A 24,053-nucleotide genomic window follows, 5' to 3' on the forward strand; every position below is an offset into this window, starting at 1 on the left:
GGACGGGCTGACTTTTTAGTTTTCGAATCGAAATCAAATTAAGTAAAAATAAAAGACACGGTTTTTATAAAAGAATGAACATTCATTTATATTTGCAACGTTATGCGCACAAGAGACGAAAGCAAAGAGCAGGCAATCAAGGAAAAAGCTCTCGAAATCATCGTAAAAGATGGTTTTGATGGGCTGAGCATGCAACAGTTGGCAAAGCAGCGAATGTATCCCCTGCTACCATTTATCTCTATTATAAGAATCGGGAAGATTTACTGAACCAGTTATTTATCGGGACAGAGAAGCTTTTCGCAGAGGTGATTTTAAAAGACTTTGATCCCGAAATGGAATTTGAAGAAGGAATGTGGCAACAGTGGAAGAACCGGTTTGAATACTCCATTAATTATCCCCACAATTTCTGTTTCATGGAGCAGTTCAGAAACTCACCACTTATCCATCACAAGGACATAAAGGAAAGCAGCTTTAAAAAAGCCATGACCCTCTTCTTTAATAATGCGATCAAGAGAAACGAAATGATTGAGTTGCCCGTTGAGGTCTTCTGGTCGATCGCTTATGCCCCACTTTATACATTGATCCGTTTTCATCAATCCAACAAGTCCATGATGGGCAGCAAATTTGTTTTTGATGAGAAAAAAATGAAACAAGCCTTCCAGGTTGTCATGAAGGCATTAAAAAAATAATACTATGACCTACCCTACAATAGAGCTTTCAAAATATTCCGACAACGCATCGATCCGAAATGAAAATGATGTGTATGTTTTAAAAACCAATATCCTTTCACAGCAGGACGTCACTTTGCTGACCCGCTTTTTATCCGAAGAATACAGGATTAAAAAATGGAGTGTTGATTTGAATGACATTGACCGTGTATTCAGAGTCGAGTCACAGCAATTAAAATTATCAGACATTCAACAATTAGTTCATAGGGCAGGATACTCTTGTGAAGAACTTCCCGACTAATTAAACAACTATCAATGGAATCAACTCAGCCTTCAGGAGGAAAGATTTTCACTCCTTATCAGGTATTTATCATAGCTATTCTCGCCATACTTCAATTTACCATCATTCTTGATTTTATGGTATTGGCACCTTTGGGTGTCATTCTTCTGAAAGAGCTCACCATCACCACCGAGCAATTCGGATGGGTAGTCTCTGCCTATGCGTTTAGTGCTGGCGCCTCCGGGTTTCTTGCCGCTGGCTTCGCCGATAAATTCGACCGCAAAAAGCTCTTACTTTTCTTTTATGCGGGATTCATTTTAGGAACACTATTCTGTGCTCTCGCAAAAGATTACCACCTTCTATTAATTGCCCGGATTGTTACAGGAATATTCGGAGGCGTCATTGGATCGGTCAGCTTTGCTATCATTACCGATCTTTTTAAAATGGAAGTTAGAGGCCGAGTTATGGGCTTTGTACAAATGGCCTTCGCAAGTTGTCAGATCCTGGGAATTCCTATCGGGCTCAAGCTTACAGAATATTGGGGATGGCACTCCCCTTTCTTTATGATCGTCGGTCTTAGTATTGCTGTTGGAATTGCAATCATTGTTTACATGAAGCCGGTTGACATTCATCTCAAGAATCCTGGGGATGGAAATGCTTTTAACCATCTTCTTAATACTCTTTCTCAACCGAATTATCTGAGAGCTTTTGCCGCAACAATCTTATTGGCAACCGGTGGTTTTATGCTGATGCCTTTTGGCAGTACGTTTGCCATCAATAATCTTGGGATGACACTCGATCAATTCAATTACGTCTACATCATCACTGGAATTGTAACCGTTATCACAGGACCATTGATCGGTAAACTCAGCGATAAGATCGGAAAGTATGAAGTGTTCTTTTTCGGATCATTGCTCGCCATTGCAACCATACTCATCTATTGTAATCTCGGAGTAACTCCATTGTGGATTCTGATCATTATCAATGCATTGATGTTTGTCGGGGTGTCATCTCGTATGATATCGTCGTCAGCATTGATGACCGCCATACCCGAACCAAAAGATCGTGGTGCATTCATGGGAATCAATTCATCCATCGCACAGGTTGCCGGTGGCTTCGCCGCTGTTATTGCAGGTAAGATCGTTGTTCAAACACCGGGTGGTTATCTTGAACGCTATGATATCCTTGGATACACTGTTACGGGATCCATTACTATCACGATTATCATGATGTACTTCCTCAACAGGTTTATCAAGAGGAAAGGCGCGGCAGTAAATAAGGCAGCAGGATAAAATCAGTCCATTCGTTCAGAATTGGCCTTTATCGCTGTGCTGGATTCCATATATAGGAAGTATACAGCTTTAACCTCTTAAAATTACCCGGAAAACATTCAATGTGAGGGACATAGCCCTATTGAATCCGGCCTGAAATCCATTAACTTTATCTCATTGGTCGCCCGACCAGTGAGTGTCCTCCCGTTTTCTCTTAAGTATTAAGTTGCGTTGTTCGTACATGAAAGAAGAAGTGTTTCGGAATGATTCAGAAATCGTGGTGACAAACCCGGTATCCAACAAAAACAGTGGAGGACCGCTTTTTGTCGAAACGTTTTTGATCGATGAAGATGGCATTCTCACTTACTCTAAAGGATTTGATCTTGCCTGTTTTGGATTCAAACCAGGCTCTTCTTCAGGATTATCAGTCTTCGATCTCTTCCAGGAAGATCTTATCCTGCTTGACATTGTTAATAGAGCATTGAACGGTGAAGCGATCACCACAGAAGCAACGATTGACGGAATTACTTATGCCACAAGTTTCTCTCCTGTTTTTGATTGTAATGGAAAAGTAAAGAACGTCGTTGGGGTTTCATGTGACATCACGGAAAGCAAGAAAGCATCGGAGACCGTTCAGAAAAGTGAATTCAGATTGCGAACACTTTTCAACTCTGCACATGATGCCATCTTTACGATGAACCGCTCAACGTTTCTTGATTGTAATGAAGCAACACTAAGGATCTTTCAATGCACGCGTGATCAGATCATTGGACAGACGCCTATACGATTCTCACCCTTGCGACAATCGAACGGCCGGTTATCAGAAGAAGTGGCGCCTGAAAAAATCGCAGCCGCATTCAAGGGTGAACCACAATTTTTTGAATGGAGACATACCCGTTATGACGGAACTCCTTTTGAAGCGGAAGTATCTTTAAACGTCTTTCATCACGATGGAGAACAACAGCTTCAGGCAATCGTCAGAGACATCAGTGAACGGAAGAGAACTGATGAGACCAATAAAAAACTTGCAACTGTTGTCAATGCAACTACCAATATCGTCTTATTGGTAGATGTAAATGGCGAAATAAACTGGGTTAATCCTGCTTTCACACGACTTACTGGCTATACACTTGAAGAAGTCGTCGGTAAAAAACCAGGAAGTTTATTGCGCGGACCAAAGACTGACCGGATTACTTCTGATTTTATCCGCGAGAAATTCCGCGCTGGCCTTGGGTTCAAAAATGTAGAGATCATCAACTATACTAAAACCGGTGGGGAATACTGGGTGTCGATTGAAGTTCAACCGATTCGGGATGCATCCGGAAAAGTAGTACAGTGGGTTGCTATCGAAAGTGATATCACAGAAAGAAAGGCAACACAGCAAGCATTATTGGATCGCAATGAAGAGCTCATCAAAATCAATACCGAGCTAGACAGGTTTGTTTACAGTGCTTCTCATGATCTTCGTGCACCTATCGCCTCACTTCTTGGATTGGTGGAAGTTGCACGCCTGGAAAAAGACATGGATAACATGACGTTCATGCTTGACATGCAGGAAAAAAGTTTATTGAGACTAGATCGCTTTATTAAAGACATTGTTGATCACTCCAGAAATACACGCCTGCCAGTAGAATGCGAAAAAGTAAGTTTTGAAAAATTGGTCCATGCAACATTGGAGCAATTCCAATACATGGAAAATGTCAGCAAGATCCGAAAGATGATCAGCATTGATCAATCTCAGGATTTTTATACAGCTCCGAGTAGACTGGAAATCATATTCAACAATCTTATTTCAAACTCCTTGAAGTATGCCGATCTGAGAAAAGATGATCCTTGCCTTAAAGTCCTCATCAAATCAAATTCACAATCGGCAGAGATCAGGGTGATTGACAATGGTGAAGGAATTCCTAAAGATTCAAAAGATAAGGTCTTCGATATGTTCTTCCGTGCCTCCGCCAATGGAACCGGATCCGGCCTCGGATTATACATTGTTAAAGAAGCCGTTCAGAAAATCGGCGGCACAATCAGAGTCGAATCCAACTATGGAATAGGATCTGAGTTTGTTGTGATAATCCCAAACAGGAATACCGAGAGTCAGGATTAATACAAGCAGATCTGTCCGCATACGACCACGTTTGCCCCTTCACGAACACTCCTCATTGGTAATTAACCTATAAACGCAGCGTTTTCAATCATTTTAATTTTGGATTGAAATTGGTAAACCAATGACCATACTTACTATCAACACAGTAACCTATGATCAGAAATTATCTCAAGACCGCCTTCAGAAGCATCTTCCGCAATAAGCTAACTGCTTTTATCAATATTGCCGGATTGGCTCTTGCCATGAGCTGTGCGCTAATGATATATCTGTATGTTTCTGATGAAACCGGATATGACCGATACAGTGAAAAATCAGACAGAACATATCGCATCACCCGTGACTTTCTTTCACAGGATGGATCAACCAATCTTAAACTTGGAAATGTTGCCCCTCCGATCGGTCCCCTTGTAAAAAATGATTTTGGAGAGATTGAAACCATGGCGCGCGCCATCAACTTCAGGTTCGTATTGGGAATCGAAGAAAATGGTGAACAAACTAAAGTATTCACAGAGGAAAAGCTGTTTGTTGTAGAGCCCGACATCTTTAAGATTTTTGATATTGAAGTGATCGCCGGTGACCCAAAGACAGCACTGGAAAAGCCGTTCTCCATTATGCTAACGGAAGAAGCAGCAGAAAAATATTTTGGAAATGAAAATGCTGTCGGTAAACATCTTATTGGAAGCAATAAATATGAATTGGAAGTAACGGGGATCTACAAAAGCTTCCCCACTCAATCACACTGGCATCCTGAAATGATGGTCTCCTTCAGCACGCTCAACGACAGTCTGGTATACGGAAGAAAACGACTGGAGACCAACTGGGGAAATAATGCATTTGGAACTTATGTCGTTTTAGAAGAAGGTGCCGATCCGGAAAAGCTGGAAGCCCAAATGCCCGCCTTCCTGAATAAGCATTTCGGACCATATGCAATTCGAGTGTTTGGCGCTCCTCCTACATTCGATGCTTCAAAAACTACCAAGCTCCATGTTGAAAAGGTTAAAGACATTCACCTGCTTTCACACCGTGATGATGAACTGGAAGCAAACGGCAGTATGAACAATGTTTACATCATGGGAGTCATCGGACTCTTCATCATCCTCATAGCATGCTTCAATTTTGTCAACCTTTCAACAGCAAGAGCAAGCACCAGAGCCAAAGAAGTAGGTCTTCGAAAAGCAGTTGGGGCTTACAAGAATCAACTCATAAATCAGTATCTCAGCGAATCCATTTTGATATCGTTCCTTGCAATGGCCCTTTCCCTGGTATTTTCATCCATTGCTATTGGCTGGCTCAATGACTTTACAGATAAAGAACTCTCTCTCAACCTGATTCAAAACTGGAAAATCTATGCAGGTCTCATTGCTTTCACAACATTTGTAGGCGTACTCGCGGGAATTTACCCTGCATTTGTCATCTCTTCCTATAACCCCGCATTAGTCTTGAAAGGACAATCCGGTTCCACAAAAGGAAGAGGAGAAATCCGGAAAGTGCTCGTTGTTGCACAATTTGTAATCTCCACATTCCTGATCATTTCAACCGCTGTTATTTTTCAACAACTTGGTTTCCTTAACGCCAGCGATCTGGGATATGATAAAGATCAGGTTATCACCCTGCGCGCCTACAATGATGTAGCAGAAAACTTTGACTCGTTCTATAATGAACTGACAAAATCATCTCATGTAAAAAATGTAGGCCGGTCTACGTTGATTCCCACCAATCGGTTACTCAACAGCAATGGCACCGCTTCCATTGTCAAAGGTAATAGTCTGGTATCAACACAGGTGGAAACAAAGATGGTATACACTGATCCGGAATTCTTCAAAACATTTGGAGTTCAATTTGTCGCGGGGCGCGATTTTGATAAAGCTATCAGAACCGATGACACCAGCGCTTTTGTAATTAACGAAACAGCAGCACGGGAATATGGATGGAATAATCCTGAAGATGGAATCAACAAGGATTTTAATTATGGAAACAGAAAAGGCAAACTGATCGGGGTTGTGAAAGATTTCCATTTCGAATCACTGCATCAGCGCATTATTCCGATTGTATTCTTCCAGGTGAAGTCGGACAACTACTATAACCTGTCTATTAAAATCTCTCATGAAAATTTCCAGGAAGGAATTGCCCACGTAGAAAAGGTTTGGAAAGAATTTCTGCCAAAGCGCCCTTTTGAATACGATTTTCTATCAGACCGATACAATTACCTCTACGAAAGTGAACAGAAGCAAAGTCAGTTGTTTACAATCTTCTCTGGCCTGGCCATATTCATTGCTTGTCTTGGATTATTTGGACTAGCAACTTTTAATACACTTCAGAGAATCAAAGAGATCGGAATACGAAAGGTTCTGGGAGCATCTGTTCCCAATATTCTGACATTGCTGTCAAAAGAAATTGTCATTCTGATTCTGATTGCCAATGTAATCGCATGGCCTCTTGCCTGGATCTTCATGGGAAGATGGCTCAATGGCTTTGCTTATCACATTGATATGAACATTGCCATTTATGCACTTGCAGCAATCCTGGCAATTGTTCTTGCCCTGGTGACGGTAAGTATTCAAACAGTCAAGGCGGCCATGACCAATCCAGCCAACACCTTGCACCACGAATAAGCTTATGGGAGATCGGTATGTGGAACTTTCATTTTACTCTCCGCATACCGCTTTACGGAGTATCCGACGAGCAATCCAAACATGGAAAAGCCCAGCACGATAAAAAGTACATTTTCCTCAAAGGAGCGTGGAGTGAGTTCAAAAGCCACTCCCGCAATGTATCCTACCGAACTTACAGTCGTTGCCCACATAAGTCCGGCAAGGATGCTGTAGCCTAAAAACTGAATTACTTTGATGTCGCTCATCCCGATCATGAGGGGCAGGATCACCCGGAAGCCATAAAGAAAGCGGTAGCTGAAAAGAATCTGGAGGCGGTGAGTTTTGAAAAACTTCTGTGTGGGCGCCAGCTTTGCTTTGAGGTTTGGCCTCTTGTCGACAAAGTATTTCCCATTCAGTCGCCCGATGGTAAAGTAAAGCCAGTCGCTTACGAATGAACCAAAAAAGCCAAATAAGACCGTGTAAGGCCATTTAAAGAAGCCACTGCTTACTAATGAAGAGGCAACGAGGATGGCGGTCTCACCTTCAAAGAATGTTCCGATCGCTAGCGCGATGTAGCCGTACTGATGAAGAAACTCTTCCATTTCAATAATTACGTACAAGGTATCACTTCAAGATTTACTTCAATTGAAATCTTTTTCTTTTAAAAATCGTTGAAGGTTTATTGGTATGATAACTTATTTATCCTTTATTTTTGTACAAATTTTTAGTGGACGTTAATAGCGATTACTACCAATTAACTTGTAACAACGAAATTGAAAAACAACTTCACCTTTGCAGCGATTACGGGCTCCTTCGATAGCCTGGTCCGCAGTTGGTTTATCTCACTCCCCGCAGTGATCAGAAGTTTCCGAAGGCAGATCAGGATTTGATAAGCATTCCACGCTTATATCGCGTTTCTGCACAAGCAGGGATGCTTTTTCTACTTTCTATCGTTTTTTAATTTAATCAACATTACCCTAGTGGATCAGAACATTATAGTTCGCGAGGCAACTCCGGACGATAAAAAATATGCCGAGACCATCACCACAGAGATGGCAGAATCGGCCAAAGCGCGCGGCACCGGTATCGCCAAGCGTTCGCCGGACTACATCGAAATGAAGATGGAAGAAGGCAAAGCAGTCATTGCTGTCACTCCCGACGGCACATGGGTTGGATTTTGCTACATCGAGGCCTGGGAGCATGAGAAATATGTCGCGAATTCCGGACTGATCGTATCTCCAGCTTTCCGCAAATCAGGAGTAGCCAAGGAGATCAAGAACAAGGTCTTTGCGCTTTCGCGGAAGAAATATCCAGATGCTAAGATTTTTGGCCTCACCACCGGACTGGCTGTAATGAAGATCAACTCTGATCTCGGTTATGAGCCTGTCACCTATTCTGAACTCACCAACGATGAAGAGTTCTGGAAAGGCTGCCGGAGTTGCGTGAACTACGAAATTCTCATGAGCAAAGGTCGCAAGAATTGCATGTGCACCGCCATGCTCTACGACCCTGCAGAAAAAGCTGCTGAAGAGGCAGCTCGCATTGCCGCTCAGGTTCCAGTACCAGTAGCCAGGGAAAGCAAAGAGTTCGCCCTTAACTCAAAGATCTACGAACGATTTATGAGGCTCAAGCAATTCGTCATGCTGAAAGGCTGGCGCAAGAAGGACGAACCTGAAGAAAGGAAAAACTCCATTCTCAGCTTCCTGTTCTTCTGGTGATATCAGGCGAAATCAAAGAATTTTAACTAACTGAAATAAAAATATACTCGCCCAAACGGTGTGGGTATATTTGGACTCCATTTTAATTGAACATGAAGAAGAAAGTCGTTTTAGCATTCAGTGGCGGATTGGATACTTCCTACTGTGCTATCTATTTATCAAAAGACCTTGGCTATGAAGTTCATACCCTTACGGTAAATACGGGAGGATTCTCCAAAGAAGAACTGGCAGAAATTGAAAAGCGCGCTCTTGCCCTGGGAGTAGCCTCTCATAAGGCCGTAGAGGAAACTAAAAATTACTATGACAAAGTAATCAAGTACCTGATCTTCGGTAATGTTTTGAAAAACGGCACCTATCCACTCAGCGTTAGTGCAGAGAGAATGTCTCAGGCGTTGGCCGCGGCTAACTATGCCGTGCAGATCGGCGCAGATGCCGTGGCTCATGGCAGCACTGGTGCAGGAAATGATCAGGTTCGTTTTGACATGGTCATCCAGATCCTCGGGCCCGGACTGGAGATCATCACTCCTATTCGTGACATGAAACTTAGCCGTGAGGCGGAAATAGAATACCTGAAATCAAAGGGTGTTATCTACAATTTCGAAAAAGCGAAGTACTCTATTAATAAAGGTCTTTGGGGAACATCCGTGGGTGGCAAAGAAACTCTTAACTCGATGGGAATGCTTCCCGAAGAGGCATGGCCAACTCAAATGACAAAAAAAGAAAGTGAAACCGTAACACTTGGATTTGAGAAGGGTGAATTGTTTGCCATCAATGGAAAAAAATTCTCTCATCCGTCCGAAGCGATTCAACATTTACAAACCATTGCCGGACCTTTTGGTCTTGGCAGAGATATTCACGTTGGCGACACCATCATTGGCATTAAAGGAAGAGTGGGGTTTGAAGCTGCAGCTCCCGTTGTAATCATCAAGGCGCATCATGCTCTTGAAAAACATGTGCTAACAAAATGGCAATTGACATGGAAGGATCAGCTTGCACAATTCTATGGAAACTGGCTTCACGAAGGACAGTATCTTGATCCAATCATGCGCGACATGGAAGCATTCCTGACAAGTGCTCAACAACACGTTACCGGGGAGGTTTCAATTACATTGTACCCTTATCGTTTCGTTATCAATGGGATTCAGTCAGCATATGATCTAATGTCTGCGAAATTCGGAAAGTATGGTGAGATGAATCTTGGCTGGAGCGGAGATGACGTAAAAGGATTTACAAAGATTTTCGGAAACCAGGTAGGGATCTATCATCAGGTAAAAGCGGAAGCAGAAAAATAAAGAATATGATAAAAGCAGGCATCATCGGCGGAGCAGGATACACAGGCGGAGAAACAGTTCGTCTGCTGTTGAATCACCCTGAAGCAGAGCTTGTATTTGTTCAAAGCCGCAGTCAGGCAGGAAAATATTTATCTGAAGTTCATGGAGATCTCGCGGGTGAAACAAATCTGAAATTTACTCCTGCTCATGAAGTGGCAGTGGATGTTATTTTCCTTTGCCTCAGTCATGGAGAAAGCAAAAAGTTTCTGACTGAAAATACTTTCACATCATCTACCCGTATCATTGATCTCGGAAATGATTTTCGTCTGGGGGATAAAGTTTCAGGTCGTGAGTTTGTTTATGGTCTTCCTGAATTTCAACGCGAAGCCATTGTAAAAGCAAACAACATTGCCAATCCGGGATGCTTTGCCACGACAATTCAACTTGGATTGTTGCCTTTGGCAAAAGCCGGATTGTTAAAAGAAGTACACACTACCGGCATCACTGGCTCAACCGGCGCCGGCCAAAAACTTCAGGAGTCCACTCATTTTACATGGAGAGCTAATAACATTTCAGCTTACAAGACATTATCACATCAGCATCTTGGCGAGATCAATCAGACATTAAAGGCATTGCAGCCAGGCTTTGGAGGTGATGTAAACTTTGTGCCATGGCGTGGAGATTTCACCCGTGGGATTTTTGTGACATCCGTTGTGGAATGCTCGTTGTCAATCGAAGAAGCAAATAATCTTTATAAAAAATATTATGAGGGTCACTTCTTTACGAATGTCTCTCCCACAATGATCGACATCAAGCAAGTGGTGAATACCAATAAGGCATTGATCCATCTTGAAAAAGTTGGAAAGAAGCTTGCCGTTCACTCCGTGACTGATAATTTACTGAAAGGTGCCAGCGGACAAGCAATTCAAAATATGAATCTTATGTTTGGCATAGATGAGACGGCAGGTCTTCATTTGAAATCAACAGCATTCTGATCATGGCACAGAATAAAATAGCAATTCTCGGAACCGGCAACTTAGGGTCAGCGCTTGCAAAGGGAGTTGTGAAAGCCAAACTTTCCAACGCATCGAACATTACCCTTACAAGAAGAAATCTCTCCAAGATAGAAGCGTTAAAGAAAGACGGCTTCAAGCTTTCAACAGATAATATTGCATCCGTCAAAGGAGCAACGCTTATTATACTATGCGTTCAACCAAAGCAGCTTGCTGGATTACTGGCAGAAATTGCCTCCTCACTTGATCCTAAAAAACATATTCTGGTTTCAACTATTACCGGGATCACAACAGAAGAAATAGCGTCCCATCTCCAGAAGAAAATTCCTATCGTCCGGGCGATGCCCAACACCGCAATCGCCATTGGAACATCCATGACCTGCCTCTGTGCAAAAGACGCCAGTGAAAAACAATTGAATGACATTCAAAAACTATTCAATGCACTTGGAGTAACGCTCGTCATTGAAGAACGCCTAATGAAGGCAGCCACCGTTTTGGCAGCAAGCGGTATTGCATTCTTCCTGCGTTATATCCGCGCTGCCACCCAAGGTGGAATTCAACTGGGTTTTGATGCCGAGGAAGCTCAGCTTATTGCAGCGCAAACCGCAAAGGGTGCGGCTTCACTCCTCTTAACCCAGGACTCTCATCCTGAAATTGAAATTGACAAAGTAACAACTCCTGAAGGTTGCACCATCGCCGGATTGAATGAGATGGAGCATCAGGGTTTAAGCAGCGCTCTCATCAAAGGTATTATCAGCTCATACGAGAAGATCAACAATATTAAAAAGTAGTATTACTCATTCTCATTTCATTTATTTCATGACCCTCTTCGACGTCTATCCTCTCTTTCCCATAACACCCACCAAAGCTCAGGGATCATATCTCTGGGATGAGAAGGGAAAAAAGTATCTTGATTTATACGGAGGTCATGCTGTTATTTCTATCGGACATTCTCATCCTCATTACATTAAGTCATTAACGGATCAGATCAATAAGATATCGTTCTATTCCAACAGCGTACAAAACCCCATTCAGGAAAAGCTCGCTGAAAAATTAGGACAGATATCAGGATACCCTGATTACCAGCTTTTTCTCTGCAATTCCGGAGCGGAAGCAAATGAAAATGCATTGAAACTTGCATCATTTGTTACGGGCAGAAAAAAAGTCATCGCATTTAAGAAAGCATTTCACGGTCGTACCTCAGGCGCAGTAGCAGCAACTGATAATCCAAAAATTGTTGCTCCATTCAATGCTGGTCATGACATCACATTTGTTCCAATGAATGATGAGTCTGCATTGAATGCTGTGATGGATAATTCCATTGCCGCAATCATCATTGAAGGAATTCAGGGTGTGGGTGGAATTCAGGTTCCCGAAGAATCATTTTTAAAATTCCTTGAGAAGCAATGCAAAGCGCATGGGGCCATTCTGATCCTCGATGAAATTCAAAGCGGATACGGTCGCACCGGAAAGTTCTTTGCACATCAGCATGCAGGAATACGTCCTGATATTATTACTACGGCAAAGGGAATGGGCAACGGTTTCCCCATCGGAGGTGTATTCATCAATCCAGGCATAAAACCCTGGAGTGGCATGCTGGGAACAACCTTTGGCGGCAATTATCTCGCAAGCGTCGCAGGCCTGGCGGTAATCGAAGTAATGGAAAATGAAAAGCTAATCGAAAACGCAGCCACACTAGGCAACTACTGGCTTTCTGAACTTCGTAAATTCCCGACAATAAAAGAAGTTCGAGGACAGGGATTGATGATCGGATTTGATCTTCCTGATGATAAAAAAGATGTAAGAACCAATCTGTTATTCAAGCATGCTATTTTTACAGGCGAAGCAAAACCTAATACCATTCGTCTTCTGCCGTCATTGGGATTGACGAAAGAAGAAGCCGATATTTTCCTTAAAGCATTGAAAGAAGAACTCGCATGACAAATTTTATTTCGGTTAACGACGTATCAGACATTAACGCTCTTGCTCAAAAAGCCCTTGCCTACAAAGCAGATCCGCGAAAGGATCAACATCTTGGAAGCAACAAACGAATTGGATTATTGTTCCTCAATCCAAGCATGCGGACACGTCTGAGCACTCAGGTGGCTGCTGCCAATCTCGGAATGGAAGCCATCGTATTTAATGTTGGTCAGGAAGGATGGTCACTGGAGTTTGAAGACGAAGCGATCATGAGCGGTACCACCGTTGAACACGTGAAAGACGCCGCACCAGTTCTCGGCAATTACTTCGACATTCTTGGTATTCGCACTTTTCCATCACTGAAGAACAAGGAAGATGATTACAATGAACTTTATATAAAACAATTTATTAAGTACTCTGGTATTCCGGTAGTAAGTCTTGAAAGTGCAACAGTGCACCCACTTCAAAGTCTTACGGACATCATTACCATTAAAGAGTGCTATAAAGAAAAAAGAAAGCCAAAGATCGTTCTCACCTGGGCACCTCACGTAAAGGCATTACCTCAATGCGTTGCCAACAGCTTTTCACAATGGGTGAACGCCTGGGGCGAAGCAGATTTTGTCATCACTCATCCGGAAGATTATGACCTGGATAAAAAATTCACTGCTGGAGCTACCATTCAACATAACCAGGATGAAGCGTTAAGGAATGCCGATTTTGTTTATGTGAAAAACTGGAGCACCTATGCCGATTACGGAAAGATCTATTGCAACGATCCGGAATGGATGCTTACCAATGAGAAACTGAAACTTACCAACAGCGCAAAAGTGATGCATTGTCTTCCGGTGAGAAGAAATGTTGAATTAAGTGATGAGATACTCGATGGGCCCAACAGTATTGTGACACAACAGGCGTCCAACCGGGTGTGGGCCGCTCAGGCAGTGTTGGCAGAGCTGTTGAAAAAATAGAAATTGCATTACTCAGTATGAATAAACTATACATCATCAAGATCGGAGGAAATGTACTCGACAATGAGAAATCATTGTCAAAGTTCCTGAGCGACTTTGCTTCCATCCAGGCTCCGAAAATTCTTATTCATGGTGGCGGGACGATAGCAACAAAAATCGGCGATCAGCTTGGGATAAAATCCAACTACATCAATGGAAGGAGAATCACCGATGCTCCTACCCTCGATCTTGTAACCATGGTGTATGGCGGATTGATCAACAAGCAAATGGTAGCTCAGCTGCAGAAGCTTGGATGCAATGCTATGGGTGTTACCGGTGCTGATGGCAACATGATCAAAGCCGTCAAACGACCTGTAAAAGAAACTGACTATGGTTTTGTCGGAGACATCACTCCCGACAGTGTTAATTCAACATTGCTCTATTTTCTGTTAAAACAAAATGTAATCCCGATCTTTGCTCCATTAACACACGCTGAAGGAGTGATCCTGAATACCAACGCAGATACCATCGCTTCCGTCCTTGCGGTTTCACTCAGCAAACATTTTGATGTCCGCTTGATATTCTGCTTCGAGAAGAAAGGTGTTCTGAAAAATATCAAAGATGAGAATTCCGTCATTCGTCTATTGAATACAGATACGTATAAACAATTACTGGCAGAAGGAGCTTTCGCCGATGGAATTCTTCCCAAGCTTGAAAATTCATTCTCCGCTATTCAATCAGGAGTAAAAGAAGTTCTGATAGGACAGGCAGAAGATCTATTGAAGAATACCAAGGAAGAAACTGAAGGAACACTGATCAAGCACTAGTTTTGAACAAAGACCAACTATATCGCACTGCACTTGATCTTCTTCAACAACTGATCGCCATTCCGTCTTTTAGCCGGGAAGAAAATAAAACAGCTGACCTCCTGGAAGATTTCTTTCGCAAGCATTCGATCGAACCGCTCAGAAAAGGAAACAATGTCTGGGTGCTGAATGAATTTTATTCGGTCGATAAGCCAACGCTACTCTTAAATTCCCATCACGATACAGTAAAGCCAAATCCTGGTTATACACGCGAACCTTTTGCTGCAACCATCGAAGACGGAAAACTTTTTGGTTTGGGAAGCAATGATGCAGGCGGACCGTTGGTTTCTCTGATCGCAACGTTTCTTTATTTCAATGATCAAAAGGATTTAAAATACAACGTCATTTTCGCAGCTTCCGCTGAAGAGGAGATTTCCGGTCATCAGGGAATCGAAAGCATCTGGTCGTCGCTTCCCAAAATTGATTTTGCAATTGTCGGAGAGCCAACCCTCACAGATATCGCTGTGGCGGAAAAGGGACTGATGGTAATTGATTGCGTCAGCCACGGTAAGGCGGGTCATGCTGCACGTGAAGAAGGTGACAATGCGATATACAATGCATTGAAAGATATTGAATGGTTCAGAACTTACGCATTTCCAAAGATTTCAAAGTCATTGGGAAAAGTAAAGATGTCTGTAACGGTCATCAACGCCGGACAAGCTCATAACCAGGTACCACCGGAATGTAAATTCACAGTTGACATTCGCGTGACGGATGCTTACACATTGGAGGAAGTGCTGGCGATCATCAAAGAAAATGTGAGGTGCACCATTACTCCACGATCTCTTCGTCTCCGTCCTTCCGGAATAGCAGACGATCATTCGCTGGTAGTCGCTGCGAAAAAACTTGGCAAGAAACTTTATGGATCACCCACTACCTCCGATCAGGCATTGATTCCTGTTGATTCGATCAAGATGGGGCCGGGAGATTCTGCAAGGTCACACAGCGCGGATGAGTTTATCTACGTGAATGAAATATCCGAAGGAATTGATTCCTACATTTCGCTCATTGAGGAAAGCGCAAAAGCCTGATTTCTTCCCTATAAATCTTCACTTCTTTCTGCATTATACTTCTAACTTTGCTTTATGAAATTGTGGCAAAAAGATAAAGATTCTCTAAAAGAGGTAACTGAATTCACAACCGGTAGTGACCGCGAGCTGGATCTTTATCTGGCAAGCTTCGATGTGCTGGGATCTCTTGCCCATATCACCATGCTGGAGTCCATTGGACTTCTGACCAAGGACGAGTTGAAGACACTCTCTTCAGAATTAAAAAGCATCTACAAGACTATTGAAAGCGGAAAGTTTACCATAGAAGATGGCGTTGAAGATATCCACTCACAGGTTGAGCTTCTTCTTACCAAAAAACTGGGGGATGTCGGTAAGAAAATACACAGTGGCAGATCCCGCAATGATCAGGTGCTCGTTGACTCCAAATTGTTCCTCCGTCACGAGATCCAATTGCTCGTTGAAGAAATAAAAAATCTATTTGACCTGTTGATTGCCAAAAGTGAAGAACATAAGAATGTGCTTCTTCCAGGCTATACCCATCTGCAACTGGCCATGCCTTCTTCTTTCGGGCTTTGGCTTGGCGCTTACGCAGAAAGTCTGGTGGACGATGTGATCACACTACAGTCGGCATACCAGATCGTGAATAAAAATCCGTTGGGGTCAGGAGCAGGTTATGGATCTTCATTTCCTCTCAACAGAAAGATGACGACAAATCTGCTGGGATTCAATGATCTTAATTACAATGTAGTCTACGCACAAATGGGACGCGGAAAAAGCGAACGCATTGTTGCCTCCGCAATGGGCAATGTCGCAGCCACTCTTGCAAAGCTCTCAATGGATGCATGCCTCTATCTCAATCAGAATTTTGGATTCATTAGCTTCCCTGAAGAACTGACGACAGGATCCAGCATCATGCCGCACAAGAAAAATCCAGATGTATTTGAATTGATCCGCGCGAAGTGCAATCTTCTGCAGGCATTACCAAACGATCTGATTCTCCTTACCTCCAACTTACCTTCCGGATATCATCGCGATCTCCAGTTGTTAAAAGAGAAATTGTTCCCGGCGATTAAAACACTTAAAGATTGCCTTAAGATGACTCAATTGATGTTGTCGAATCTTGAGGTGAAGCAAAACATTCTCGCAGACGAAAAGTATAAATTTCTTTTCAGTGTAGAGGAAGTGAATAAGCTTGTGCTGAAGGGAATTCCTTTCCGTGATGCTTATAAAAAAGTGGGGCAGGAAATTGAGCAGGGTAAGTTTACTTATTCAACAGAAGTCAAGCACACTCATGAAGGAAGCATTGGAAATCTATCTACCGATAACATTGTCAGAATGATGGATCAGCAGATGAACTCCTTTGCCTTTACTAAAACTGAACAGGCTCTGAAACAACTATTAAGCTGAAATAATCCAGGCTTCGTCTCTCTCCTCCCCTATGAATCCATTTACAGTCCTCATTATAGGAATTTCAGCCTTTAGCTATATTTTCGATCAGATATTGGATTATCTGAATATGAGGGCGCAGCGCAAGGATATTCCTGATGACATTGCTGATTTTTATGATCGCGAAAAATATCTTAGATCCCTTGAGTATCATCGCGAACAAACAAAGTTTGGATTCATCACCAGCGGCTTCAGCTTCGCAGTTTCTATCTCCATGCTGATCTTCGGAGGCTTCGGAAAACTCGATGCCTTATTGCGACCCTACTTTCCCGGTAATGAAATTCTCCTGGCCCTGGTCTTCTTCGGAATTCTGATCTTCATTACTGAGATCATCACCTTGCCTTTTCAGTGGTATTCTACTTTTGTTATTGAAGAGAAATTTGGGTTCAACAAGACAACCGTTAAAACATTCATAACAGATAAATTAAAAGGCTACGTTCTCGGTGGAATCGTGGGTGGGGCGCTGCTTTCCGTCCTGATCTATCTGATTGGTTCGATCGGCTCAGATTTCTGGATCTGGTTTGGTCTGCTGGCGGCAGCATTCCTGCTTTTCATCAATCTCTTTTATACGTCTCTTATCCTTCCCCTGTTCAACAAACTCACCCCCCTTCCCGATGGAGAGTTGAAAAATGCAATCAATTCATTCGCTTCAAAAATAGACTTTCCCCTGGATAACATTTTTGTCATGGACGGATCCAAACGTTCCGCCAAGGCGAATGCATTCTTTTCAGGAATCGGAAAGAAAAAGAAGATCGTCCTCTTTGACACGCTGATAAAAAATCACTCAACCAAAGAGCTGGTGGCAGTCCTTGCCCATGAAGTCGGCCACTTCAAGAAAAAACACATTGTCTGGAGCTATGTATTCTCTATTGTCCAGGTATTCTTCATCCTTTTCATTCTTTCAAGGATGGTTTTCATGGAAGACTTGTCCTTTGCGCTCGGTGGACAACAATGGGCGATTCATCTCAACTTGCTGACTTTTGGAATTCTGTTTGCCCCCATCAGCGGCATTACCGGATTACTCATGAGCATGTACAGTCGAAAGAACGAATTTGAAGCGGACGCCTACGCGCGGGAAACATTTAGCGGAACAGCGTTGGCAAATGCTCTTAAGAAATTGTCAGTTGATAGTCTGAGCAATCTATATCCACATCCGTGGTATGTGTTCTTTCATTACTCTCATCCTCCGCTTTTAAAGAGACTGGAAGCGATTCGGAATTGATAAACCAATTCTGCCTTGGCTTCACAAACACCTTTTCTAATCCGGTGTTTGTCAAACATTATTCGACGAGCTGTAAAAGTCTTCCATTTGATCAGGTAAGGTTTTACTGTGTTGTCCAGAATTCTCTGAAAATAAACAGAGCCATTTCTTCCCCCTTTTCGGGAATCGCAACAAAAAACAACGTTTTAAAGCCTTTTATCACGCTTTTTGGTGTCGGGGTAATCCCCTAGTCGTAGGGGTGCACCCCCAACATTCGGCTTTCAAATGGTTAATCCACCAGTGTAGTGTTTGACTTGTTTTTAGCAGTTTTCTTTTCATGCGCCCGCGCACCTTTGATCTACTAAACAACAAGCAAATGAAACACACACTACCTAACACAAGCATTCGCGCAAGATTCACGCAAGTTGCAATCATGGCTATTGTGATCATCGTCGGCATCATGCTTTCACAACCAGCAGAAGCTCAAAGAGCAGGTCGCAAATCAAAGAGCAGCAAGACTATCAGGATCTCTTCTAAAAGCAATTCAAACAAAGCCTGCTATTTACTATACAAGAAAAGAACAAGCGGCAGTTCACAGAAACGTTCAACCATCGCCTCTGCTCGTACCCGCAAGCCTAAGTACAAACCAATGGCTGAGACCGATCAACCAATGGGTGTTGCTTCCGTGAATTAATAACCATCCCTTGCTTTATCCTTTTATAATTCTCTCTTAAACCATTTGATTCACCCCCGTTGGTGGCCCCCATCAACGAATCGAATGCCCAGTAGTCCTCCCCTGTTAAGCGCTATTTTTTAGCCCTCGACCTCCAGATTTTCAAATCATCAGAGCATCTCCATTCTGTCCCAAAATCGTACACATGCGATTACAGTTTGTGAGTCAACCATTCAAATAATTATTTAAGAAGTCGGAAATTAAATTCCGTTTAACTGCTATCTTAAATTTTGTATTGATACTTTCATTCTAACATAACTTACCACACCCTTGAAAAGAAGAGATTTTGTACAGATTGCCGGTTTAGGGATTGGCGGATTGATGCTCCCACTGAATTTACTAGGCAATGAAGTGCCCCATGAGACCCTTCTTGACTCACCACTGGATACCGCTCAAAAAAAGCAACTGGCAGACGTGGCGCTGAACACTGCCCGCAGCAATGGCGGAACATACGCTGATGTCAGAATCGGCCGGTATTTAAACCAGTTTATCAGCACCCGTGAAAATAAGGTTCAAAACATCGTCAGCACTGAATCTTTCGGTGTCGGAATCAGGGTAATCGTAAAAGGCACATGGGGTTTTGCCTCCACCAACGACGTGTCTGCTGATGGAATCAAAAAAGCCACGGAACGCGCTGTTGCCATTGCAAAAGCAAATTCAAAGTTTCAAAAAGAGCCTGTAAAACTTGCAGCACTTAAAGGTGTTGGAGAAGTAACCTGGAAAACTCCTATCCAGAAAAACGCATTGGAAGTTCCTGTTTCTGAAAAAGCAGCTTTATTATTATCAGCAAATGCCGCAGCACAAAAAGCCGGTGCCAGCTTTGCAAACTCCAATCTCTTTCAGGTAAACGAACAAAAATATTTCGCCTCTTCTGAGGGATCTTATATCGATCAGGACATTCACCGTCTCTGGCCAACGTTTACCGTATCTGTCATCGACCGTGCTTCCGGAAAATTCAAAACCCGTGATGCCATGAGCGCTCCGGTAGGAATGGGATACGAATACCTGATCCCTAAAAATGAAGACAAGCTTGCCGGACCCGATGGCATGTTCTTATATAAAAACAGTTACGACATTATTGAAGATGCAACAACAGCAGCGCGTCAGGCAAAAGGCATGATCACTGCAAAGTCCGTTGAACCAGGAAAATATGACCTCGTGCTGGAGCCTAATCACCTTGGCCTTACCATTCACGAATCAGTGGGTCACCCGCTTGAGCTGGATCGTATCCTCGGATATGAGGCCAACTATGCAGGAACCAGCTTTGTATCGCTTGACAAACTTAAGTCAGGCAATTTCAATTACGGAAGCAAGCAGGTTACCATCATTGCAGATAAAACACAGGCCGGATCATTAGGAGCAGTAGGCTACGATGATGAAGGCGTTACCACAAAGAAATGGGACCTTATTAAAGACGGCGTGCTGGTAAATCTCCAGGCGACGCGTGATCAGGCACACATGATCGGACAAACAGAATCTCATGGATGCTGCTATGCACAAAGCTGGAATGATGTACAGTTCCAACGCATGCCGAATGTTTCTCTTGCTCCTGGCAAAGAAACGTACAGCAGCCAGCAGATGATCAAGGATGTTGAAAAAGGAATTTATATCGCTGGCAGAGGCTCTTACTCAATTGATCAGCAGCGTTACAACTTCCAGTTCGGAGGTACTGCCTTCTATGAGATCAAAAATGGTGAGATTGCAGGCATGCTCAACGATGTAGCGTATCAATCCAACACCCAGGAATTCTGGAACAACTGTGTGAAGGTTTGCGATCAGAATGATTATCGTTTATTCGGATCTTTCTTTGATGGAAAAGGTCAGCCTTCACAGGTGAGCGCCGTATCTCATGGAAGCTCTACAGCAAGATTTAATGGAGTGAATGTCATTAATACAGGAAGAACAATTTAACCCCGATTCATAAATGAAAAGAAGAGATTTCATACAATTAGCCGGCATGGGAGCCGGTGCGATGATGCTTCCGCTGGATGGATTTTCCCAGTCAGTGGATCCTTCACGCATGCTTGATCCTTTGATGGATACCTCCCAGAAAAAAGTGCTGGCGGACATCGCGTTGAATACGACCAAGTCGTTAGGTGCTACCTACACTGATGTGCGCATCGGTCGTTACCTGAATCAGTTTGTCATCACCCGTGAAAAGAAAGTCCAGAACATCGTGAACACAGAATCGTTCGGTGTGGGAATCAGGGTGATTGCAAATGGCACATGGGGTTTTGCTGCCAGCAACAACGTTACGCCCGACGGAATGAAAAAAACTGCTGAGCGTGCGGTTGCCATCGCAAAGGCTAACTCCAAGTTCCAGAAAGTTCCGGTGAAGCTTGCCGCTACTCCTTCTTATGGAGAGGTAAGCTGGAAAACACCGATTGCTAAAAACGGATTTGAAATTCCTGTTAAAGATAAAGTTGATCTTCTCCTGGCAGCCAATGCAAGAGCAATGGAAAAAGGCGCAAGCTTTATCAACAGTCAGATGTTCCTGATCAACGAGCAGAAGTACTTTGCTTCTTCTGAAGGATCTTACATCGATCAGGATATCTACAGAATACAACCTGGCTTTAACGTGACGATGATCGATCGCGCTTCAGGCCAGTTCAAGAGTCGCCCTGCTTTCTCCGCTCCTATGGGAATGGGTTATGAATACCTTGACGGAAAAGCAGAAGACAAGATCAATCTTCCGGGCGGAGCAATCGGCTATAATAAATCATACGATATGATTGAAGATGCCGGATATGCTGCCGAACAAGCGAAGATGATGGTCGCTGCAAAATCAGTAGAGCCAGGAAAATATGACCTGGTGCTCGAGCCTTCACATCTGTGGCTCACCATTCATGAATCTGTTGGTCACCCTACAGAACTTGATCGTGTACTCGGTTATGAAGCAAACTACGCTGGTACCAGCTTCCTCACTTTGGATAAATGGGAAACCAAGAAATTCAACTTCGGAAGCAAGAATGTAAACTTTGTTGCTGACAAGACTCAGGTTGGATCACTCGGTGCAGTAGGATATGATGACGAAGGTGTGAAATGCAAATCATGGGATCTTATCAAGGATGGTATCCTGGTTAACTATCAGGCGATCCGCGATCAGGTCAACATCATCGGACAAAAAGAATCTCATGGCTGCTGCTACTCACAAAGCTGGGCGGATGTTCAGTTCCAGCGCATGGCCAATGTTTCCTTACAACCAGGCAAAGAGCTCGTTACTCCTGAGCAGATGATCGCCGGTGTTGAAAAGGGTGTTTACATTGTTAAAGATTCATCATTCTCTATTGATCAGCAACGATACAACTTCCAGTTTGGCGGAGTTCTTTTCTATGAAATTAAAAACGGAAAGATCGAAGGCATGTTGAAAGATGTAGCATATCAGGCAAACTCACAGGAGTTCTGGAATTCATGTGCGCAGGTTTGCGATGCACGTGACTACCGCGTTCCCGGTGCCTTCAATGATGGCAAGGGACAACCTGGTCAAAGCAATGCTGTATCGCATGGATCAGCAACTGCCCGCTTCAATGGCGTGAATGTGATCAATACGGCAAGAACCATTTAATCAACAGATCCTCAATCAATAAATCAAGAAATAAAATGGCAATACTTTCAAAAGAAGAAGCTAAAAAGATACTTGAGAAAGCTCTCGGCTTTTCAAAAGCCGATGGTGTTTCATTAAGTCTCAACGGCTCTGAGCGAGGCAATATCCGCTATGCCCGAAACAGCGTATCCACTGCCGGAGAAAACTCCAATCTTTCATTGGGTGTTCAATCCAATTTCGGCAAGAAATTAGGATCAGCATCCATCAATGAGTTTGATGACGCCTCACTGGAAAAAGCAGTAAGACGTTCAGAAGAACTTGCTCAACTGGCTCCGGAAAATCCGGAGTACATGGAAGCACTGGGACAGCAGACCTACGGTGGCGAATCAAAAACATGGTCAGAAGCAACGGCTAAAATAACTCCTGAGTATCGTGCACAGGCAGCAGCCGATAGCATCAATCCTGCCGCAGCAAAAGACGTAACGTCTGCAGGATATCTTGAAGACAGCCGTGGATTCAACGCGATCATGAACAACAAAGGGTTGTTTGCATACAATAAAGACACGGGTGTTGACTTCACCGTCACCATGCGTACCAATGATGGAACAGGTTCCGGTTGGGCAGCACGCAGTCTGAATGACGTAAGCAAGCTGAACGCAGCGATGACTTCAAAGATTGCCATTGACAAGGCTTTGATGTCACGAAATGCAAAAGCTATGGAGCCGGGAAAATATACCGTGATCCTTGAATCTTCTGCAGCAGCAGATCTTGTTCGCCTTATGCTGAACATGAATGCACGCCAGGCAGATGAAGGCAGAAGCTTTATGTCAAAGAAAGGCGGCGGCACCAAGGTTGGAGAAAAACTAGTTGACGAACGCGTTAATATTTATACTGACCCATGGAATGATGAAGTTCCTTCTTCTCCTTGGCAGGGCGATGGACAGGCACGCAGGAAGATGGACATCATTAAGAATGGTGTTGTGTCAAGTCTTTTCTATGATCGCTATTGGGCATCACAGAAAAATGTTGCTCCGATCCCTTTCCCATCCAATGCAATTATGGAAGGCGGTACAGCATCTCTTGAAGACATGATCAAGGATACAGCGAAAGGCGTACTCGTTACCAGGTTCTGGTACATACGTCCCGTGGATCCTCAAACATTGCTCTTTACAGGACTGACTCGCGATGGCACTTTCTACATCGAGAACGGAAAGATCAAGCATCCTATCAAAAACTTCCGTTTCAATGAGAGCCCGATCATCATGCTCAACAACCTTGAAACACTGGGTAAGCCTGAAAGGGCCGTTACATCAGAAGGACAGTTAGGATTGTATATCCCGAATATGAAAATCCGCGACTTTACTTTCAGCAGCTTGTCAGACGCTGTATAGAGAATCGTCGATCATTACAGTAGAAAAAAGCCCTGGTTTCAGGGCTTTTTTTATGAGTTCGTTTTCGAACAATTGGTTG

General features: G+C 43.3%; 19 protein-coding genes and 1 pseudogene. 19 read left to right on the forward strand and 1 reads right to left on the reverse strand.

The annotated features are described in order from the left end of the window. The first annotated feature begins 102 nt into the window (after positions 1-102). From HOP08_03235 to HOP08_03255, 5 genes and pseudogenes are all read left to right on the forward strand, one after another. Positions 103-689, forward strand: a pseudogene (locus HOP08_03235) (TetR/AcrR family transcriptional regulator). Positions 690-693: 4 nt separating this feature from the next. Continuing rightward, positions 694-969: a hypothetical protein gene (locus HOP08_03240; protein NOT73916.1), complete on the forward strand. Its 276-nt coding sequence runs from the start codon at positions 694-696 to the stop codon at positions 967-969. A gap of 14 nt (positions 970-983) precedes the next feature. Continuing rightward, the gene (locus HOP08_03245; protein NOT73917.1) at positions 984-2,240 is read left to right on the forward strand and encodes an MFS transporter; all 1,257 of its coding nucleotides are present in this window, start codon (positions 984-986) and stop codon (positions 2,238-2,240) included. A 220-nt stretch (positions 2,241-2,460) separates the two neighbouring features. Continuing rightward, positions 2,461-4,323 carry a PAS domain-containing sensor histidine kinase gene (locus HOP08_03250; protein NOT73918.1) on the forward strand — a complete coding sequence of 621 codons (1,863 nt, stop codon included), beginning with the start codon at positions 2,461-2,463 and terminating at the stop codon, positions 4,321-4,323. 152 nt (positions 4,324-4,475) lie between these two features. Then, a complete protein-coding gene (locus tag HOP08_03255) occupies positions 4,476-6,935 on the forward strand; it encodes an FtsX-like permease family protein (protein NOT73919.1) in 2,460 nt (819 codons plus the stop codon). 2 nt (positions 6,936-6,937) lie between these two features. On the opposite strand, the gene HOP08_03260 is transcribed toward HOP08_03255, so the two are convergent. Further along, positions 6,938-7,516, reverse strand: a complete 579-nt coding sequence (locus tag HOP08_03260; protein NOT73920.1) for a DedA family protein — start codon at positions 7,514-7,516, stop codon at positions 6,938-6,940. Between the two features lie 378 nt (positions 7,517-7,894). Here HOP08_03260 and HOP08_03265 point away from each other — a divergent pair, with 378 nt between their 5' ends. The 14 genes from HOP08_03265 (at position 7,895) to HOP08_03330 (ending at position 23,974) form a co-directional block, all read left to right on the forward strand. Further along, the gene (locus HOP08_03265; protein ID NOT73921.1) at positions 7,895-8,632 is read left to right on the forward strand and encodes a GNAT family N-acetyltransferase; all 738 of its coding nucleotides are present in this window, start codon (positions 7,895-7,897) and stop codon (positions 8,630-8,632) included. 92 nt (positions 8,633-8,724) lie between these two features. Then, positions 8,725-9,924: an argininosuccinate synthase gene (argG, locus tag HOP08_03270; protein ID NOT73922.1), complete on the forward strand. Its 1,200-nt coding sequence runs from the start codon at positions 8,725-8,727 to the stop codon at positions 9,922-9,924. A 5-nt stretch (positions 9,925-9,929) separates the two neighbouring features. Then, on the forward strand, positions 9,930-10,898 hold the full coding sequence (locus tag HOP08_03275) for an N-acetyl-gamma-glutamyl-phosphate reductase (GenBank protein NOT73923.1): 969 nt from the start codon (positions 9,930-9,932) through the stop codon (positions 10,896-10,898). A gap of 2 nt (positions 10,899-10,900) precedes the next feature. Continuing rightward, positions 10,901-11,707, forward strand: a complete 807-nt coding sequence (gene proC / locus HOP08_03280; GenBank protein NOT73924.1) for a pyrroline-5-carboxylate reductase — start codon at positions 10,901-10,903, stop codon at positions 11,705-11,707. Positions 11,708-11,735: 28 nt separating this feature from the next. Further along, positions 11,736-12,857 carry an aminotransferase class III-fold pyridoxal phosphate-dependent enzyme gene (locus tag HOP08_03285; GenBank protein NOT73925.1) on the forward strand — a complete coding sequence of 374 codons (1,122 nt, stop codon included), beginning with the start codon at positions 11,736-11,738 and terminating at the stop codon, positions 12,855-12,857. Beyond that, positions 12,854-13,804, forward strand: a complete 951-nt coding sequence (locus HOP08_03290) for an acetylornithine carbamoyltransferase (protein NOT73926.1) — start codon at positions 12,854-12,856, stop codon at positions 13,802-13,804. The genes HOP08_03285 and HOP08_03290 overlap by 4 nt, the downstream gene beginning before the upstream one ends. Positions 13,805-13,821: 17 nt before the next feature. Then, complete coding sequence (gene argB / locus HOP08_03295; protein ID NOT73927.1) at positions 13,822-14,610, forward strand: acetylglutamate kinase; 789 nt, start codon at positions 13,822-13,824, stop codon at positions 14,608-14,610. 2 nt (positions 14,611-14,612) lie between these two features. Next, on the forward strand, positions 14,613-15,680 hold the full coding sequence (locus tag HOP08_03300; GenBank protein NOT73928.1) for a M20 family metallo-hydrolase: 1,068 nt from the start codon (positions 14,613-14,615) through the stop codon (positions 15,678-15,680). Positions 15,681-15,734: 54 nt separating this feature from the next. Continuing rightward, positions 15,735-17,066, forward strand: a complete 1,332-nt coding sequence (gene argH, locus HOP08_03305) for an argininosuccinate lyase (GenBank protein NOT73929.1) — start codon at positions 15,735-15,737, stop codon at positions 17,064-17,066. 31 nt (positions 17,067-17,097) lie between these two features. Next, positions 17,098-18,327, forward strand: a complete 1,230-nt coding sequence (locus HOP08_03310; protein ID NOT73930.1) for a M48 family metallopeptidase — start codon at positions 17,098-17,100, stop codon at positions 18,325-18,327. 355 nt (positions 18,328-18,682) lie between these two features. After that, on the forward strand, positions 18,683-19,000 hold the full coding sequence (locus HOP08_03315) for a hypothetical protein (GenBank protein NOT73931.1): 318 nt from the start codon (positions 18,683-18,685) through the stop codon (positions 18,998-19,000). Positions 19,001-19,309: 309 nt separating this feature from the next. Further along, positions 19,310-20,950: a TldD/PmbA family protein gene (locus HOP08_03320; protein ID NOT73932.1), complete on the forward strand. Its 1,641-nt coding sequence runs from the start codon at positions 19,310-19,312 to the stop codon at positions 20,948-20,950. Between the two features lie 13 nt (positions 20,951-20,963). Further along, the gene (locus tag HOP08_03325; GenBank protein NOT73933.1) at positions 20,964-22,604 is read left to right on the forward strand and encodes a TldD/PmbA family protein; all 1,641 of its coding nucleotides are present in this window, start codon (positions 20,964-20,966) and stop codon (positions 22,602-22,604) included. 35 nt (positions 22,605-22,639) lie between these two features. Then, positions 22,640-23,974: a TldD/PmbA family protein gene (locus tag HOP08_03330; GenBank protein NOT73934.1), complete on the forward strand. Its 1,335-nt coding sequence runs from the start codon at positions 22,640-22,642 to the stop codon at positions 23,972-23,974. Positions 23,975-24,053: the final 79 nt, after the last annotated feature.

It is taken from the genome of Cyclobacteriaceae bacterium, assembly GCA_013141055.1.
Taxonomy (GTDB): Bacteria; Bacteroidota; Bacteroidia; order Cytophagales; family Cyclobacteriaceae; genus ELB16-189.